The sequence below is a fragment of the Amycolatopsis dendrobii genome, from assembly GCF_014145675.1.
Taxonomy (GTDB): Bacteria; Actinomycetota; Actinomycetes; order Mycobacteriales; family Pseudonocardiaceae; genus Amycolatopsis; species Amycolatopsis dendrobii.
Window position 1 is genome coordinate 64751 of sequence record NZ_JACGZW010000020.1, and the last position, 16860, is coordinate 81610.

Annotated in this window: 16 protein-coding genes and 1 pseudogene; 10 read left to right on the forward strand and 7 right to left on the reverse strand. The window is 71.4% G+C overall.

Translation table 11 applies throughout. The features are described from left to right. Position 1: 1 nt before the first annotated feature. From narH to H4281_RS46875, 8 genes and pseudogenes are all read left to right on the forward strand, one after another. A complete protein-coding gene (narH, locus tag H4281_RS40955; protein WP_182896227.1) occupies positions 2-1627 on the forward strand; it encodes a nitrate reductase subunit beta in 1626 nt (541 codons plus the stop codon). After that, positions 1624-2301: a nitrate reductase molybdenum cofactor assembly chaperone gene (gene narJ, locus H4281_RS40960; protein ID WP_182896228.1), complete on the forward strand. Its 678-nt coding sequence runs from the start codon at positions 1624-1626 to the stop codon at positions 2299-2301. The genes narH and narJ overlap by 4 nt, the downstream gene beginning before the upstream one ends. Then, positions 2298-3038: a respiratory nitrate reductase subunit gamma gene (narI, locus tag H4281_RS40965; protein ID WP_182896229.1), complete on the forward strand. Its 741-nt coding sequence runs from the start codon at positions 2298-2300 to the stop codon at positions 3036-3038. Before narJ ends, narI begins: the two co-directional genes overlap by 4 nt. After that, positions 3031-3435, forward strand: coding sequence for a CBS domain-containing protein (locus H4281_RS46480; protein WP_182896230.1), 405 nt, complete (start codon positions 3031-3033; stop codon positions 3433-3435). Before narI ends, H4281_RS46480 begins: the two co-directional genes overlap by 8 nt. Next, positions 3432-4187, forward strand: coding sequence for a YwiC-like family protein (locus tag H4281_RS40975; RefSeq protein WP_182896231.1), 756 nt, complete (start codon positions 3432-3434; stop codon positions 4185-4187). The genes H4281_RS46480 and H4281_RS40975 overlap by 4 nt, the downstream gene beginning before the upstream one ends. 132 nt (positions 4188-4319) lie before the next feature. Beyond that, the gene (locus H4281_RS40980) at positions 4320-5555 is read left to right on the forward strand and encodes a nitrate/nitrite transporter (protein WP_182896232.1); all 1236 of its coding nucleotides are present in this window, start codon (positions 4320-4322) and stop codon (positions 5553-5555) included. 128 nt (positions 5556-5683) lie between these two features. Further along, on the forward strand, positions 5684-6154 hold the full coding sequence (locus H4281_RS40985; protein WP_182896233.1) for a nitroreductase family deazaflavin-dependent oxidoreductase: 471 nt from the start codon (positions 5684-5686) through the stop codon (positions 6152-6154). Positions 6155-6194: 40 nt separating this feature from the next. Beyond that, a pseudogene (locus H4281_RS46875) lies at positions 6195-6866 on the forward strand (DUF998 domain-containing protein); the annotation flags it as partial. Between the two features lie 228 nt (positions 6867-7094). On the opposite strand, the gene H4281_RS40995 reads toward H4281_RS46875, so the two are convergent. From H4281_RS40995 to H4281_RS41010, 4 genes are read right to left on the reverse strand one after another with little or no spacing between them, the layout of a single operon-like run. Continuing rightward, positions 7095-8267, reverse strand: coding sequence for a serine hydrolase domain-containing protein (locus H4281_RS40995; protein WP_182896234.1), 1173 nt, complete (start codon positions 8265-8267; stop codon positions 7095-7097). Continuing rightward, positions 8264-9583: an MFS transporter gene (locus tag H4281_RS41000; protein WP_182896235.1), complete on the reverse strand. Its 1320-nt coding sequence runs from the start codon at positions 9581-9583 to the stop codon at positions 8264-8266. Before H4281_RS41000 ends, H4281_RS40995 begins: the two co-directional genes overlap by 4 nt. Further along, entirely contained in the window at positions 9580-10770 is a 1191-nt protein-coding gene (locus H4281_RS41005) for an acyl-CoA dehydrogenase family protein (RefSeq protein ID WP_182896236.1), read from the reverse strand. The genes H4281_RS41000 and H4281_RS41005 overlap by 4 nt, the downstream gene beginning before the upstream one ends. An 11-nt stretch (positions 10771-10781) precedes the next feature. Continuing rightward, positions 10782-12326 carry an AMP-binding protein gene (locus tag H4281_RS41010; RefSeq protein WP_182896237.1) on the reverse strand — a complete coding sequence of 515 codons (1545 nt, stop codon included), beginning with the start codon at positions 12324-12326 and terminating at the stop codon, positions 10782-10784. A 111-nt stretch (positions 12327-12437) separates the two neighbouring features. On the opposite strand from H4281_RS41010, the gene H4281_RS41015 reads away from it, so the two are divergent. Beyond that, positions 12438-13070 (forward strand): TetR/AcrR family transcriptional regulator, encoded by a 633-nt coding sequence (locus H4281_RS41015; RefSeq protein WP_182896238.1) that lies wholly within the window; start codon positions 12438-12440, stop codon positions 13068-13070. Here the strand turns inward: H4281_RS41015 and H4281_RS41020 are convergent. Beyond that, positions 13048-14046, reverse strand: a complete 999-nt coding sequence (locus tag H4281_RS41020) for a helix-turn-helix transcriptional regulator (RefSeq protein ID WP_182896239.1) — start codon at positions 14044-14046, stop codon at positions 13048-13050. The two genes, H4281_RS41015 and H4281_RS41020, sit on opposite strands and share 23 nt — an antisense overlap. Before the next feature lie 86 nt (positions 14047-14132). Here H4281_RS41020 and H4281_RS41025 point away from each other — a divergent pair, with 86 nt between their 5' ends. Further along, positions 14133-15347 carry an FAD-dependent oxidoreductase gene (locus H4281_RS41025; protein ID WP_182896240.1) on the forward strand — a complete coding sequence of 405 codons (1215 nt, stop codon included), beginning with the start codon at positions 14133-14135 and terminating at the stop codon, positions 15345-15347. Positions 15348-15477: 130 nt separating this feature from the next. On the opposite strand, the gene H4281_RS41030 is transcribed toward H4281_RS41025, so the two are convergent. Together H4281_RS41030 and H4281_RS41035 are read right to left on the reverse strand one after the other, a co-directional pair. Beyond that, positions 15478-15981: a helix-hairpin-helix domain-containing protein gene (locus tag H4281_RS41030; protein WP_182896241.1), complete on the reverse strand. Its 504-nt coding sequence runs from the start codon at positions 15979-15981 to the stop codon at positions 15478-15480. Positions 15982-16017: 36 nt separating this feature from the next. Beyond that, positions 16018-16749, reverse strand: coding sequence for an alpha/beta fold hydrolase (locus H4281_RS41035; RefSeq protein WP_182896242.1), 732 nt, complete (start codon positions 16747-16749; stop codon positions 16018-16020). Positions 16750-16860 lie beyond the last annotated feature (111 nt).

Below are 16860 nucleotides of genomic sequence, written 5' to 3' on the forward strand. Positions count from 1 at the left end.
CATGCGCATCCGCGCTCAAGTGGCCATGGTGATGAACCTCGACAAGTGCATCGGCTGCCACACCTGCTCGGTCACCTGCAAACAGACCTGGACCAACCGCGAGGGCACCGAGTACGTCTGGTTCAACAATGTCGAGACCAAACCCGGCATCGGCTACCCGAAGCACTACGAGGACCAGGAGCGCTGGAAAGGCGGCTGGAAACTCGACGCCAAGGGCAGGCTCGTGCTCCGCTCGGGCGGCCGGGCGAAACGGCTTTCGCGGATCTTCGCGAACCCGGACCTGCCGTCGCTCGAGGACTATTACGAACCCGCGACCTTCGACAAGGACCTCCTCCTCGACGCTCCGGCCGGGTCCGCCGACACTCCGGTCAAGCAGCCGCGATCGGCGCTCACCGGCGAGCCGATCCGCCTGGAGTGGGGAGCCAACTGGGAGGACAGCCTCGGCGGAGCGCCGGAACGGGCCGGAACCGACCCTAACCTCGCGGCGATGGACCCCGAGGCCGCCGCGCGGGTCAAGTTCGAGTTCGAGAAGACGTTCATGTTCCACCTGCCGCGGATCTGCGAGCACTGCCTCAACCCGGCGTGCGTCTCGGCCTGCCCGTCGGGGGCGATGTACAAGCGCGAGGAGGACGGGATCGTCCTGGTCGACCAGGACCGTTGCCGCGGCTGGCGGATGTGCGTGAGCGCGTGCCCGTACAAGAAGGTCTACGTCAACCACGCGACCGGCAAAGCGGAGAAGTGCACCTTCTGCTTCCCCAGGATCGAAGCCGGGCAGCCGACGATCTGCTCGGAAACCTGCGTCGGCCGGCTGCGTTATCTCGGCCTGGTCTTCTACGACGAGGACGCGGTGCTGGCCGCTGCCTCGGTGGAGGACGAGCACGAACTGCTCGCCGCGCAGCGTGCGGTGTTCCTCGACCCGCACGATCCGGAGACGGTCCGGCTCGCCGCCGAGGCGGGTCTGCCGGAGGAATGGGTGCTCGCCGCGCAGGCGTCGCCGGTGTGGCGGCTGATCGGCGAGTACCGGATCGCGCTGCCGCTGCACCCGGAATACCGCACCCTGCCGATGGTCTGGTACGTGCCGCCGCTGTCGCCGGTGCTGGACGCGGTCGGCGCCGCCGGACGCGACGACACCGACGCCGACGACGTCTTCCACACCATCCGCGACCTCCGGATCCCGGTGGAGTACCTGGCGGAACTGTTCGCCGCGGGCGACTCCGACGCCGTCGCCGGAGTGCTGATGAAGCTCGCCGCCATGCGGTCTTACATGCGGGCCCGCACCCTCGACGGCACTGTCGCCGGGGAACTGTGCGCCGGGGTGGGAATGTCGAGCGAGCAGATCGAGGCGATGTACCGGCTGCTGGCCATCGCCAAGTACGACGAGCGCTACGTCGTGCCGACGGCCTACGACAAGGACGCCGCGGCGCTCGAAGCGCAGGCAGCGTCCGCTTCGGACTGCTCGCTGGACTGCGCGGGCGGTCCGGGGATGACCGAACTGCCCGCCACCGCCGAGCGATTCCACCTCGTCTCCGGTGACGAGCGCGTCCGCCCGGGACGGCGCGGCCTTCTCAGCCGCCGCTCCGACGGCAGGCTCGGGCTGGCCATCGACCCGGCGGGAGGCGCGTCATGACGGTCGATTCGCCGGATCGGGCACGGTTGTTCGACCTCGCGTCGGTCCTGCTCGCCTATCCCGACGCCCGGCTGTTCGCCGCGGCAGAAGAACTTCGTGCCGCCGTCGACACGATCGCCCACCCCGATGTCCGAGACCTGCTGTCGGCGTTTCTCGACTGGCTGTCCGCCACCGGACCGCTTGCCGTCGAAACCCATTACGTGCGCACGTTCGACCTGCGCCGGCGCAGCGGGCTTTACCTGACTTACTACCTGCACGGCGACACCCGCAAACGCGGGATCGCTTTGCTGACGCTCAAACAACGCTATCGCGCGCACGGCCTGCGCCTGGCCGACGGTGAACTGCCCGACCTGCTGCCGGTGGTGCTGGAATTCGCCGCCGCCGCGGGTCCCGGCGACGGCGAGGCCCCGTTGCGCCAGCATCGGCGAGGCCTGGAGTTGCTGCGCCGCGCGCTGGAAGAGGCCGGGTCGCCGTACCGGCACGTGCTCGCCGCCGTGGTCGCCGCGCTGCCGCCGCTGACCCCCGGCGACCAGGCGGCGGTGACCGCGCTCGCCGTGGACGGCCCGCCGGTCGAATCGGTCGGGCTGGCCGCTTACGGAGCCGACGTCGACGCGATCGGCTTCGGTCCCGAGTTCGCCTTCGCCTCGTGTCCCTCCCTGGAGAGTGCCCCGTGACCACGTTCGTCTGGATCGTGCTGCCCTACGCCTGCCTGGCGGTGTTCGTCCTCGGCCACGTCTGGCGGTGGCGCCACGACCAGTTCGGCTGGACCACGCACACCAGCCAATTGCTGGAAAGCCGCATTCTGCGCTGGGCCTCGCCGCTGTTCCATCTCGGCGCGTTCGGCGTGATCGCCGGGCACGCGGCCGGTCTGCTGGTCCCGGCGTGGCTGACGAGCGCCGTCGGCGTCCCCGAAGGCCTCTACCACGCCGTCGCGGTGTGGGGCGGCACTCTCTCCGGGCTCGTGCTGGTCGCCGGTTTGGTGTTGCTCATCGCGCGCCGGGCGGCCAACGGCCGGGTACGCCGCGCTACGACCACAATGGACAAAGTCCTGTATGTCGCGCTCGCCGCGATGGTGGTGCTCGGCATGACCGCCACGGTCGGCGTCAACCTGTTCGGACACGGCTACGACTACCGCGAGACCATCGCCGTCTGGTTCCGCAGCGTATTCTGGTTCTCCCCGCGGACCCATCTGATGATCGACGCGCCGCTGGTCTACCAGTTGCACGCCGTCGGCGGATTCCTTCTGCTCGCGCTCTGGCCGTTCACGCGGCTGGTGCACGTGTGGTCGGCGCCGCTGGCGTACCTGTGGCGTCCATACGTCGTCTATCGCGCCCGTCGCGGCGCGCCGCCCGCACCGGCGCCTTCCCCGGCCGCGGTGCGGGACCGGACCACCGGAGGAACCCGTGCCTGAACCGGAACCGTCAGTCGCCGACGTCGTCGTCCGGCTGCCGAAAACGTTGCCCGCCCACGCTTCCGTCGCCGAGGCCAGGGCCTGCTTCGCCGACGACCACGTCCACCTGCTCCTGTTCACCGACTCCGGCCGCCTCCTGGGCACCCTCGTCCGCGAAGACCTGGACGACAGCGCCTGCGGCCCGGCGCTGCGGTATGCGCGGCTGGCCGGCCGGACCGTCCCGGCGGACCTGCCCGCCGAAGCCGCGCGCCGGCTCTTGCTCCGCCGCGGGCAGCGGCGACTCGCCGTCATCAACCGCGACGGTGCGTTGCTCGGTCTCCTGTGTCTCAAACGTCGCCGCACCGGGTTCTGCAGTGACGCCGACGTCGCCGCGCGGGCCGCGGACCGCCTCCGGTGACGCGACGCCACGCTCCGGTCTTGCCGCCGCAGCACGGAGCCTGGGGATTTCTCGGCCTGCCGCTCCTGCTCGGCATCGCGGCAGGCGGCTGGTCCTGCTGGCTGATCCCGCTCGCGGCGGCCTGGGTGTCCGCGCATCCGGCGGGCTGGGCAGTCACCGGGCTGCTCACCGCGCGCCGGCCCGCCCGCTTCCGCCGGGCCGCGCTCCTGTGGGCCCCGGTGTGCGCGACGGCGGGCGCGGTGGTGCTGAGCGCACGTCCCTGGCTGGTCTGGGCGCTGCTCGGCTATCTCGTGCTGTTCGGCGTCAACCTCGGGTTCGCCCGAGCGCACCGGGAACGGTCGATGGCCAACGACCTCGTCCTGATCGCCGAGTGCGCGCTGATGGTCCCCGTCGTGGCCGGCGTGGTGGCAGGCAATGCGCCGTGGGCGGCCATGACCGCCGCTCCCGTGCTCGCCGCCGCGGCACTCGCCGCGGTCGCTCTGGTCGGCTCCACGCTGCAGGTGAAGTCCCTGATCCGCGAACGCGCCAATCCCGCATACACCGTTGCGGCGCGGGCTTTCTCACTCGCCGCCGCCTTCGTGACGGCCGGGCTCGCGGTCGCTGCCGGCTGGTGGTGGCCGGCAGTCGCGTTCGTGCTGCTGTCCGCTCGATCGCTCTGGCGGCACGACCCGTCGCGGCGACCGTCCCGGATCGGGCTGGTCGAACTCGCCGGACTGGTTTCCGTTGCCGCGGCGGGCTTCCTGACCTTCTAGTCCGGAGTGGACAGTCGGGACCTTCGTCCTCCCGCGGAGGGAATTCGGCTCTGCTTCCGGCAACGCGGATACCGGACGCTGGAGGAGTCCCCGCCGGCCGGCGGGCACCCGAACGACACGAATGAGGCGTCGATGACCTCGACACAGGACCGCCCTGCCGGACCCGGCAGACCGGCGCTCATGCTGACCATGGCGACCGCCGGGTTCGCGCTCAACTTCTGGGCCTGGGCGCTGCTCAGCCCGCTCGGCCCGCTGTTCAAGGACTCCTTGAAGCTGACCGCGTTCGAGCAGGCCCTGATGGTCGCCGTGCCGGTCGTGGTCGGTTCGCTCGGCCGGATCCCGGTCGGCGCGCTCACCGACCGCTACGGCGGCCGGATCATGTTCCCGGTGCTCTCGGCGCTGACCGCGCTGCCGGTGCTGTTCCTCGGCCTCGCCGGGCATTCGTCGCTGGCCGCCCTCCTGATCGGCGGCTTCTTCCTCGGCCTCGGCGGCACGTCGTTCGCGATCGGCGTCCCGTTCGTCAACGCCTGGTTCCCGCCCGAACGGCGCGGGCTGGCGATCGGCGTGTTCGGGGCGGGCATGGGCGGAACCGCGATCAGCGCGTTGACCACCGTCCCGCTGGTGAAAGCGGGGAGTGTCGCGACCCCGTTCCTGATCACCGCCGCGGTCCTCGTCGGATACGCGATCCTCGCCGCCGCCCTGCTGCGTGACGCACCGGGCCGCGCGGTGCCGACGGAGCCGCTGGCCCGGCGGATGCGCGAGACCCTCCGGCTCGCGGTGACGTGGCAGGCCTCGGCGCTGTACGCGATCGCGTTCGGCGGATACGTCGCGTTTTCGGTCTACCTCCCGGCTTACCTGAAGACCGGCTACGGACTGGCCCAGACCGACGCCGCCAACCGGATGGCGGGTTTCGTGCTCTTCGCCGTGGTGATGCGCCCGGTCGGCGGATGGCTTTCGGACCGCTTCGGACCCGTGCGCGTGCTCGGCGGAGTATTCGCGGTCGTCACGGCCTGCGCCGCGGTGCAGGCGTTCAGCCCAGGTCTGATGCCTCTGGGCACGGTCGCGTTCCTGGCGATGGCCGCGGCACTCGGCGCAGGCAGCGGTGCGGTGTTCGCGATGGTCGCCATGCTCGTCCCGGCGAACAAGGTCGGTTCGGTGACCGGAATCGTCGGAGCCGCGGGCGGTCTGGGCGGATTCATCCCGCCGCTGGTGATGGGCGCGCTCTACGGCGGTCTCGGCTCGTACGCGCTCGGTTTGGCCGCACTGGCGCTGGTCGCCGCCGCAGCTCTCGCGTTCACCGCGACGGTGGCGAAACGCGCGCTGCAGCAGCATTTCCGCGCGGAGAAGGGGCTCAATCCCGGGGTGTGAGCACTGCGGTGCCCTGGCCGTCTGATGGGAACCAACGTCCACGCCGGGCAGGGCCTTCTCCTCCTGCCCGGGACACCCGGGCGGCACGACCATGGACTCGACCCGGCAATCCGACACGGGAGGACTCGATGGCCATCAAAGACCGCGTGCTGGCGACAGTCCGGCAGCACTCCGGCAAAGACGCGCTGCGCAGCTTCACCAAGCACATCCTCAACCCGGCCATGCTGCGGATCGCCGGCCGGCGATTCTGCTACGCGGCGGTGCTGCGGCACACCGGACGCCGTTCCGGCGCCGAGTACGCCACGCCTGTGGTCGCCGACCGCACCGAGGACGGGTTCGTCATTCCGCTGCCTTACGGCCCGCGAACCGACTGGGTCCGCAACGTCCGTGCCGCCGGCCACGCCACGGTCGAGACGAAGGGGGACAGCTACCGGGTGACCGCACCGGAGATCCTGGACGCGGCTGCCGCTCTCCCCCAGGTCCGCCCGTCGCACGCCCGGGGCTGGCGGCGCTTGGGCATCGAGCGCTACCTGAAGCTGACGATCGACACCGGCGAGCCGGGCGCCGCTCCGGAAGAACAACCTGGCCAGCACGACTGAACCGAGGTTCCGCGCTCGGCAGTCGCCGGAAGGAATCGCGATGCGAGACTCGGCCCGGCTTCCGCGCCCGGTCCGGGCCCCTTGGCCCCGCCCCGCCCGCCGTCCGGACTCGGCTGCCCGAAGACCGGCGGGCTGGCTGTTGCTCGCGGCCGGGACCGCTTACGCCGCGTGGCTGCTCGAATTCGTGCTGCCGACCGGATTGTCCCCGGTCCGCGGCTTCGTCAGCGAGCACTACCCGGTGTTCCAGCCGTATCAGCAGTTGTTCCGGACCGGGGACCTCGTCGCCGGAGCCGGATACGTCGCCGCGGCCTTGCTCTTGCGGCGGGTGCTGCCGCCGGGCCGGGCCGCGGCCGTGACCTGGTGGAGCCTCGTCGTCTTCGGCGTCGCTACCGTGGCCGACGCGGCTTTCGTCCCGGACTGCGTGTCCACTGTGGACCCGGGCTGCGAGCGGCGCGAATTCGCCGGACAGGTCTCGTGGCACCACTTGACGCATCTCGGAGCCAGCGTGGTGGCGCAGTTCGCGGTCGGCTGCGTCGCGCTCGCGCTCGGCAGGCTCGCCGCCGCGTCCGGCGCCCGGCGGGACCGGAGGCTGGTCCGCCTGCTGGTCGCGGTCTGGGCCGTCGCCGGAATCGGGTGCCTGGCGTGCTACCCGTTCGGGTTGACCGGCCTGCCGCAGCGGATCCAGTTGCTCGTCATGTCCGCGGCCACGGTCGCGGCGGCGCTTCGCTGCCTCCGCGCGACGCGAGCGTCGCCGCCCGGACCAGCGGAGCGGCCGGGCCGCCGCCAAGCTGCCGGACCGCCCTCGGGCACGCCCCGGGTTCCGGCGGGACGACTCGCGACGCGAACCCGCCGGGCGCGCCCTCAGCGCAGGCGAACGGCACGGCGCCCGAACTCGGCCCGGACCTTCCCGGCCGGCCGCCGGGAAGGTCCGGCGCCTGCGCTACCCGGCCAGGTGGTCGCCGATCTGGGCGAACACCGCTTCCAGCGGCGGCACCGGGACCGACGGCGACATCACGTGCGAACCGTAGTGCGCGATGACCAGCTCCCGCCCCGGACTGACCTGCAAGCGCTGGCCGTGGATGCCTCGCGCGCCGAACGTGCCGTGGCCGTCGCCGGTGACCCACCAGAAATTGTGGTAGCCGATCGGCCGCGCGGCACCGGTCGGCAGGGCGCGCTGCGCGGGCCCGGGCGGCACGTTGGCCAGATCGGCGACAACGCGTTCCGGCACGATCTGCCGGTCGCTGATCGCGCCGCCACGACGGAGCATCTCCCCTGCCCGGGCAAGGTCGCGAAGGGTCGCGCTGTAGCGGCCGCAGGCGATCTCCGTTCCGGTGGAATCCAGGCAGTACGCGCCGTCCTCGTCCGCGCCCAGGTGGGACCAGACGCGTTCGCTCCACAGATCGGCGAGGCTGACGCCGGTGACGCGGCGAAGGGCTTCGGCGACCGCTTCGGTGTTTCCGTTGTCGTAGCGGAATTCAGTGCCCGGCGGCGCGACGGCCCGCGCGGTGGCGAGGTGCTCCTTGACGCTGGCCGGGCCGGTGTAGCCAGCGGGACGGGGCACGATGCCGACGGCGGCGAAATACCGTTGTGCCTCAAGGGGCTTGCAGAACGGCCGGCCGCCGTAGTCCATGACGGTGCCCATGTGCAGCAGGTGGTGGATCGTGGCGTCGCCGAACGCGGTGCCGGCGAGTTCGGGCGCGTAACGGGCCAGCGGCTGATCGGCCTCCAGTACGCCTTCGTCCAGCAACATCGCGGCGAGCAGTCCGGTCCACGACTTCGCGACCGATGCGGACAGGTGGACGTCGTGCGGCCGCATGCCGTGGAAATACCGCTCGTACACGACCTTTCCCCGGTGCGCCACCAGGATCGCGTCGGTTTCCGCGCCGGCCAGGAACTCGGTCAACGTGACCGAGGCTCCCCCGGCCTTCGGGGTCACGAGCAGGTGGTCCAGGTCGTGCGGATCCTCGGGCAGGTCCCAGCGCGGGCCCGCGCCGCGCCACACCCGCCGGGTCGGGCCGGTTTCCCTGGCGCGCGTCATGCCGAGGCGGACGAAGGCCGGGTCGACGTAGCCGCGGCTCCAGTAAGCATTGTCCACTGTGTACGGGCTGGTCACGGTTTCTCCTTGACTACGGCGAGTGCCGCGATGCGCCGGGCGTCGCGTTCGGGGCGGACGAAGAACAACGCGGCCACGCCGCCCGCCATCATCAGGACTCCGGGAATGGCGAAGGCGGTGGCGAAACCGGCGGCCGGTCCGTCAGCGGCCTCGACCAGCCGACCGGTGACATACGGCGCGAGCAGCCCGGCGACGGTGACCAGCGCTACGCTGACCGACAGCACCGCACCTCGTTGCGCGGGCGGGCTGATCTCGCTGTTGACGGTCTGTCCGTTGGCGAAAGTGACGCCGTGGAAGCTGAACGCCACGGCGATCAGGACGATCCGCAGCGTGGGCTGCGTGACAGTCGGCAGCAGCACCATCGCCAATCCCGCCAAGATCAGCACGCAGCCGCCGAGGATGCCGCGGGCGATCCGGCTGGGCACGCCGAGATGCAGCAGCCACTGGGTGAGCGCGCCGTGCGTGAAGGTCAGGATCAGCCCGGCCACCCACGGAATCGTCGCGATCGCGGCGGCCTCGCCGGTGCTGTAGCCGAGCGCCATCTCGAGGTAGGACGGCAGCCACGCGACCATCAGCGTGGATGTCCAGTACGCACCGAACGCGCCCGTGAATCCGCCGAGCCAGGTTCCGGAGAGCAGGATCCGCCGGTACGGCACCCGGCTGGCCGGGAGCGGCGCCGCCCCGGCCGGTGCGCGGTCGACCGGACCGTCGCGCCCGATCACCAGCCACAGCACGCACCAGACGCAGCCGACCAGGAACATGGCCAGGAACGCCGCGCGCCAGCCGAAATGGACGATCACCACGGTGAGCAGCGGGGTCGCGATCGCCCCGCCCAGCGCGCCGCCGCCGACGATCAGCGCGCTCGGGATATTGCGCTTGGCGTTGGGGAACCAGCTGTGGGCCGCGTGGAGAGCCATCGGCTGCGCCGGTCCTTCGGCAGCGCCGAGCGCGATCCGGCTGGCCAGCAGCAGCCCGATCCCGCTCGCGGCGACCACCGACACCTGGGTCACCGCCCAGATCAGCGCGAGCACCAGCAGGATCCACCGGGTCGAGATCCGGCTCGACGCGAGGCCGACCGCCAGCGCGCACACGCTGAACAGGAAGAAGAACGAGCTCGACAGCAGTCCGTACTGCGACGGGCTCAGCCCGAACTCGTGCATGATCGGGCGCGCGGCCAGTCCGAGGACGGTCTTGTCGCCGTAGTTGATCAGCATGAACAGCAGCAGCATGGCGACTACCGACCAGCGGCGCAGCCAGGTGCTCCCCGCGGCGCCGGCCGGCACGGCCGAGCGCGGCCGGGTGCCCGCGGGCTTCATCGCCGGGTCCCGGACGGCAGGAGCAGGGCTTTCGCGATGCCGTTCTTCTGGATCTCCGACGAGCCGGTGAGCACCCGGAACATCCGCAGGCGGCGGAACAGCCACTCCACCTCGGCCCCGCGCACGAGCCCGGCCTTGCCGTGGATCTGCACCGCCTCGTCCGCGATGCGGAAGGCGTTCTCCGCGACGAACAGCTTGCACATGAACGCCTCCGTGCTCGGCTTGTTCCCGGAGTCCAGTTCGGACAGTGCGTCGTAGGTCATGGAGCGGGCCGCGTAGTACGCGGTGGCCATGTCGGCGATCTTGTGCTGGATCGACTGCAGCGCCGCCAGCGGGCCGCCGAACACCTGGCGGGTGCGGGCGAATTCGATGGTGAGTTCCAGCGCGCGGCGGGCGTGGCCGAGCACCGTCGGGCAGTGCAGCAGCCGGTTGGTGGTGACCCGGCCGAGCCCGATGCGCAGCCCGTCGCCGACCCGGCCGAGCAGCTGCTCCGGGCCGACATAGCAGTCGTCGAGGACGATGTCCGACTCGATGTGCTGGCCGGACATCGGAACCTCGCCGTCGGCGACGGTGCAGCCCGGCGAGTCCAGGTCGACCAGGAAGGCCGAGTAGCTCTCGTCCTCCCCCGCCATCCGGGCGACCAGCACCGAGAAGTCCGCGATCGGACCGGCCGAGGAGAACACCTTGTGGCCGCTGATCCGCCAGCCGTCGCCGTCCGGGGTCGCGGTGGTGCGCATGGCCCGCACGTCCGACCCGGCATTGGTTTCGGTCAGCGAGAAGCAGCACGCCCGTTCCCCGCGAACCACCGGCAGCAGGTATCGCTCGCGCTGTTCCTCGGTAGCTGTCGAGAAGATCGCGCCCGCGCGCAGCGGGCCGCCCAGGTCGCCGAGCACGCAGTGGTACAGGATCCGGCCGGACGCGCCGACTTCCTCCTTGAGCGCGGCCAGTTCGGTGTACGTCAGGTCGAGGCCGCCGTACTCGGCGGGCAGGTGGACACCGTAGAAACCCAGCTCGCGGCAGCGTTTCCACACCGGTTCGATCATCGCCCGGGTCAGCGGGGTCTCCGGGGTCAGCCCGAGCGTGGCCTCGTAGTCGGCGAGCTCGCCGGACAGGTATTCGCGCAGCCGGCCGACGAGCTCCGCGAGCCGCGGGTTGCCGTCGTAAGCCGGAGTGAGGGTGAAGGACATGCCGGGCCTCCTCAGTGGACTTTCCGGGCTTCGCCCGCCCAATACCGGTCCCGCACCGCGCGCCGGTCGATCTTGCCGTTGCGGTTCACCGGGAGTCCGCCGGCGAAGTCCACCGAACGGGGTTTCTTGATCCGCGCCAGCCGTTCCGCGCAGAACTCGATCAGCTCCTCGGCGGTGACGTCGGAGCGGCGGACGACAACCGCCTTCACCGCTTCGCCCCACTGCTCGTCGGGCACGCCCACCACGCATGCCTCGGAAACGGCGGGATGCTCGTAGAGCACGGACTCCACTTCGGTGCAGAAAATGTTGTAACCGCCGGAGATGATCATGTCCTTCTTGCGGTCCACGATGAACAGATAGCCGTCGGCACGGAGGTAGCCGATGTCGCCGGTGTACACCCAGCCGTCGCGGAACGTCTCCGCGGACAGGTCCGGTTCGTGCCAGTACTCGGTCACGCAGTCCGGACCGCGCACCACCACCTCGCCGAGCTCCCCGGCGGGCACCGGCTGTCCTTCGTCGTCGACCACCCGGACCTCGGAGTCGAACAGCGGCCGCCCGGCCGAGGACAGCAGCTCCGGGTCCTTCTCGATCCCACGCACCACGTCGTCGCAGGTCAGCACCGTGACGCCACTGGTGGTCTCGCCCTGCCCGTACCCCTGCATCACCACCGGGCCGAACGCCGCCACCGCGTCGCGCAAGCGCTGCGGCGACACCGGCGCGCCGCCCACCCGCAGGCAGCGCAGCGAGGACAGGTCAGCGGCGCGGACGGCGGGGTGCGACAGCACCATGTTCAGCATCACCGGCACCAGGAACGTCGAGGTGATCCGTTCCTTCTCGACCGCCTCCAGAAACTCCGCCGCACCGAACCGCGGCAGCACCACCGCGGTCGCCCCGCGGGAAAAGGCCGCGAGCAAACCCATTCCGGTGGCGTGCGTGATCGGCCCCGCCGCAAGGTACTTCTCCGAGGCGGACGGCGCGCCCTCCGGGCTCATCAACCGCTTGCGCATGTTCGCCAGCCGGTTTCCGTTCGTCTGCACCGCGGCCTTGAGCTTCCCGGTGGACCCGGACGTGAAGTGCAGGACCGCCGGATCCTCCGCGCCCACCTCGACCGCGACCGGCTCCGGCGACCCCGCCGCCAGCACGTCGGCGTAAGACCGGGCCTCCGGGGTGCGGCCGTCGTAGTCGATCAGCGCGCACGAGGTCCCGGCGGCGGCCTTCTGTGCCGCTTCGGCGTGCTCGGCGTCGACGAGCAGCACTCGCACGTCCGCGTCCGCCAGGATGTGCTCGACCTCGCCCGCGGACAGCCGCGCGCTGATCGGCACGCGCAGGAAACCGCCCTTGTAGCAAGCGATCTCGGTCTCCACCAGTTCCGCGCTGTTGCCGGCGAAGGTGGCGACCGCCTGCCCGGGCTCGACGCCGGACGCGAGCAGCGCGGACGCCAGCCGGTTGGTCCGCTTCTCCAGCTCGCGGTAGGACCACCGCCGCTCGCCGCACACCAGCGCCTGCTGATCGGGCCAGAACGTGCTGGCACGGGTGACATAGCTGCCCAGGTTCACGCCGACTCCCTGTTTTCCGTCAGATTGACCAATGCTGGACACTTTGTCTATTAACAGTCGCGGTGTCAACAGTTCGCTACACTCGGGCCGGCAACGACCGAAGGGGGCCCCTTGCCGACCACTGACCGACGGACCCGCCGCACGCGCGGCCTGCTCCGCGACGCGCTGGTGTCGCTGGTGCTCGAACGCGGATACGCCAACGTGACGGTGGAGGACATCACCGAACGGGCCGACCTCGGCCGCGCGACGTTCTACAGCCACTACCCGGACAAGGACGCGCTGCTGCGGCACGTCGTCGCCGAACTCCAGGAGGAACTGGACGAACGGCTGCGCCCGCTGGTCCCGGCGTCCTCGGTGGGCTTCACCGGCAAACCGGCACTCGAGCTGTTCCGGCACGCCCGCGAGAACCGGGATCTTTACCTGCTCATCCTGCGCGGCGAAGGCGACGGCCGGGCGCTGCGGCAGTTCACCGACGCGCGCATCGACGGGGTCGGCAAGGTGTTCCGGTCCCGGGCCGACCACCACGACGTGACACCGCGCATCGACCTCGGCGTGCTGGCCAGGGCATGGGTCGGGGAACAGCTCGCGGTCCTGCGGTGGTGGCTCGAAACCGAGCCCGCGCCGATGTCCGCGGAAGAGGCCACCGGGATGTTGCAGAACCTTTCGCTGCGCGGCCGTTACTGGGCCAACGGCTTCGAGGGCGACCCGCCGGATCCCGCGCCTACCGGGCCGGAGTCCCCATAGCGGCCCATCGCCGGGCGAGTTCTCCGCACGCGGCAACGAGTTCAGCCGGACGGACGTCAGTCAGATCGGCGTCGAAAGTGGCGAGGATGCCCGCGATCCCGGCCCAGGACCACGCCCCGAGCGTAAGCCGGCAATGGTCGGCGTCGAGGTCTTCCACCACCGAACCGCCCGGAGCCCAGCGCGCCACGACGGCCGCGGGCAGGGCGAGCCGGGCGGATCCGGTGCACGGCCACTGCGCGGGGGTGTCCCCGCGGTCGTGGGTGCTCATCACGAACTGCGCGAGATCGTCGGCAGGCAGTGCGCGGACCGGGAACTGCTGCGTGGTCGGGCGAACCTTCAGCCGGTCGACCCGCCGCACCCGCCATTTCCGCTCCGTCCGGTCGTACGCGACCAGATACCACCGGGAAGCCCAGACGACCAGATGGTGCGGCTCGATCCGATGTGCGGCCTCGAAGTCGGCGTCGCCGGGTTCGGCGCGGGTGCCGTCCGGACGCAGGGTCTCGGCGACCAGCACCTGCCGGTGCCGCACGGCGGTTCCGACCGCGGTGAGCGCAGCGGGGTCGATCGGCGGTCCAGGAAATTCCCAGTAGTTCCGCAGCCGGGTCAGGCGCAGGGATTCCATCGACGCCCGCAGCGCGGGAGGCATGACCTGGTGCAGGGTCGCCATTGCGCGCGAAGCGTCGTCGCCCAATCCGAACATCGTGCCGGGCGCGGTCTGCAGCGCCACCGCCACTGCGAGGGCTTGGTCGTGGTCGAACAGCAATGGCGGCAACGTGTTTCCCGCCGCGAGGCGATAGCCGCCGTCCGGACCGCGGACGGTGGCGATCGAGTAGTCGAGCCCGCGCAGGGTCTCGATGTCGCGGCGGACGGTGCGTTCGCTGGCCTCGAGCCGGGCGGCGAGTTCGCGCAGCGGCCACACCCGTCCGGAGCCGAGCAGGGACAGCAGCCGGAGGGCCCGGTGCGAGGTGTTCGCCACGGGTTCCATCATGTACTGGCCACTCGATGTCCACTACCCGGGGCAAGGTGGGCTCCGTTCGGGACAGAGCGGAAGGACAGTCAGACATGCGGGTGGTTGTAGTCGGCGGCGGAATCGGCGGGCTGGCACTGGGTGCGGGATTGCGCGGCCGGGGATTCGAGGTGTCGGTGTTCGACCGCGACACCGACGTGACCGCGACCGGCGGTTACCACATCACGCTGGACGACCGGGCGCAGTCGGCGCTCGCGGAACTGGTGGAACCGAAAATCATGCAGCGGTTGCTAGCCTCGGGTTCGGCACTGCGGCTGCGCGAACGCGACGCGTTCTGGGACCGCCGCGGCCGGCTCCTCGGCCGCGGACCCGACCTGAGCGGCAGCGGAAGCGTGGACGTCGACCGGATCACCCTGCGCACCCTGCTGGCCGAAGCCGTCGGTGACGACCTGCACCTCGGCCGCGCCGTCTCCGGCGTCAGCGCGGACGGTCCCCAGGTTCTCTTCTCCGACGGTGCACCGATCTCGGCCGATCTGGTGGTCGGCGCGGACGGCGCCCACTCCGTAGTCGCCCGCCATCTGGCAGGCGGCCCGACCAACCGTCCGGCAGGCATCATCGGCTTCTCCGGCCGTACCCTCCGCCGCGACCTCAGCCAGCCCGAGCAGCAACGACTGCGATCCCGCTCCGGCACCGCCATCGCACCGCACGGAGCCGCCCTGTACGTCGGTTTCCTCGACCCAGTCGGCAATGCCGCACTCGACGCCCCCGAACTCCGGATGTCCGTCACCACCGGCCCGACCTACATCTGGGGCGCGATGCTTCCCGAATCCGCCGCGACCGGCGCCCTCCGCACCCTCCGCGGCGGCGAACTGCAGGCCGCGATCCTGGCTGCCTTCCGCAAGCGACGCTGGGCGGAGCACACCCTCGAGGTCATCGCCAAGGCTGATCCGCAGAGCGTCGCCGCTTTCCGCTTCAACGCCGCCTCCACCCGCGCGGCTGATCTCGCACCGTGGCCCGCCGGCCGGATCACCGCCCTCGGCGACGCCGTCCACGCCACCCCGCCCACGGCGGGCATGGGCGCGGGCGCAGCGATTCGTGACGCGGCGAGCCTGGTGCGGCACCTGTCCGAAGACGGCAGCACCGCGGCCGTCGGACGGTTCGAAGCCGAGATGCGCCAGCGCGGCAGCGAGGTCTTGACGTTGGCGATGAAGACCGTTCGGTGGATTCTCGCTACCGACACCGGGTTTGGAGCCGCGGCCACCGCCGCGGCCACACCGGTCCTGGCAGCGGCGGTTCGGCTGCGTCGCTGACTTGACGGGCAGAGCCGGGAGACACCGCGTGGATTCGCGTGCTCTGCCCGATCCAGGCCGCCGCAACGGCCTGTGCGCATCGCGATAACTGTCCGCCGCCGAGCGGAGCCGGCTCACGTACCGCGGCAGGTCAGCCCTGAGCCTCGCGAAGGATTCGCACCGCTTTCGGGCCGACGCCGTGCAGCGCGAGGAGTTCGGCGTCGGTCCGCTCGGCAGTGTGCGCGAGGGTCGTGATCCCGGCCGCGTGGAGGGCGCGCGTGGCCGGGCTCCCGATCGCCCTCGGCAGGTCGCCGACTTCTCCCGCGACCGCCGTGCCCGCCGCGGCTACCGGGGCGGCTAGCCGCTTCGGCGCGCGGGCCAGCCACGCCCGCCGTACCCAGTGGTTCAGCTGCTGTCCGTCGAGATCCCCGATCGGCAGCCGCACCCCGGCGCGGGCGACCCGGCGCGCAGTCGGGTGTTCGGCGCGCAGGTCGTCCGCGTCGGGCCCGGTCATCCGGAGCACGACCTGCCGATCCGGGCGCAGGGCGGCGAATTCCTTGCCCCGCACGGCGAACGCGACCGTGCCGTCGACGGTCAGCTCGGCCGTTTCCGGGTAGGACAGGGCAGTTCTGCGGAGCTGGGCCAAGGTCGTCACCAGCACAGGCTGGCACGGACGCGGCCGTTTCGCCGGTCAGGCCGCGTCCGGCGCGCCGAGGAAGTCGAGCACGGCCTCGCGCAGTTCCACTCCGACGAGCGCGCCGCGGTGATCGCCCGCGACGTGCCGCATCCGCGCGCCCGGCACCTGCGCTGCCAGCTCTTCGATGCCGTGCGCCATCAGGTCTTCCCGTCCGGCGAGGAACAGCGTCGGGACGGCCGGGACGCCCGCGCTCGGATCGAACGGCTCGGCCGCCAGGCCCTCGACGAGGTTCAGCAGCGACTCCGCGTCCCCCGCGCTCGCCATGGCGGCGATCGCACCGGTGAGCGGATCAGCGGGCGACGGTCCGCCTCGGACAGCCGCTCGTGCGGCGGCGAGATCGACCGCGGCGAACGGTTCCCGCGGGCTCAGCCCGCCGAGAACGAGGCGGCGCACCGAAGTCCGGGGATGCCGGGCGAGATCCCAGGCGAGCCGCGCGCCGAGCGAGTAGCCGACGACGTCGACCTCCTCCGTGCCCGCGCATTCGGCCAGCGCGTCCACGACCCGGGCGGCGGTGACCTCGCCGGCCTCGGCGACCTTCGGACCGCCCGCGTGGCCGGGCAGGTGCACCACGATCGTCTCCCGTCCCGCGGCCGCCAGCGGGTCGGCCCAGCACTCGGCGGGCCAGTCCGCCGCTGCCGAAGACGCGAAACCGTGAATCAGCACGACCGGAGGCCCGGCGGCGGGACGGGAGGACAGCGTGCGGGTGACCGGGAACGCGGTTGTCATTCTCCAAGCGTAGACAAAACCTCGCGTCTGGTCCAGGACGACGCCACGCGGAGCACGCGCACGGACCGGAATCCCGCCGAACGGCCGGGAAAAGGCCGCACACCGGCTGAT

Bases quoted from the DNA above. Each gene is read 5' to 3' on its own strand.
- narH (WP_182896227.1), top strand. From the start codon at position 2: ATGCGCATCCGCGCTCAAGTGGCCATGGTGATGAACCTCGACAAGTGC.
- narJ (WP_182896228.1), top strand. From the start codon at position 1,624: ATGACGGTCGATTCGCCGGATCGGGCACGGTTGTTCGACCTCGCGTCG.
- H4281_RS40980 (WP_182896232.1), top strand. From the start codon at position 4,320: ATGACCTCGACACAGGACCGCCCTGCCGGACCCGGCAGACCGGCGCTC.
- H4281_RS40985 (WP_182896233.1), top strand. From the start codon at position 5,684: ATGGCCATCAAAGACCGCGTGCTGGCGACAGTCCGGCAGCACTCCGGC.
- H4281_RS41000 (WP_182896235.1), bottom strand. From the start codon at position 9,583: ATGAAGCCCGCGGGCACCCGGCCGCGCTCGGCCGTGCCGGCCGGCGCC.
- H4281_RS41005 (WP_182896236.1), bottom strand. From the start codon at position 10,770: ATGTCCTTCACCCTCACTCCGGCTTACGACGGCAACCCGCGGCTCGCG.
- H4281_RS41025 (WP_182896240.1), top strand. From the start codon at position 14,133: ATGCGGGTGGTTGTAGTCGGCGGCGGAATCGGCGGGCTGGCACTGGGT.
- H4281_RS41035 (WP_182896242.1), bottom strand. From the start codon at position 16,749: ATGACAACCGCGTTCCCGGTCACCCGCACGCTGTCCTCCCGTCCCGCC.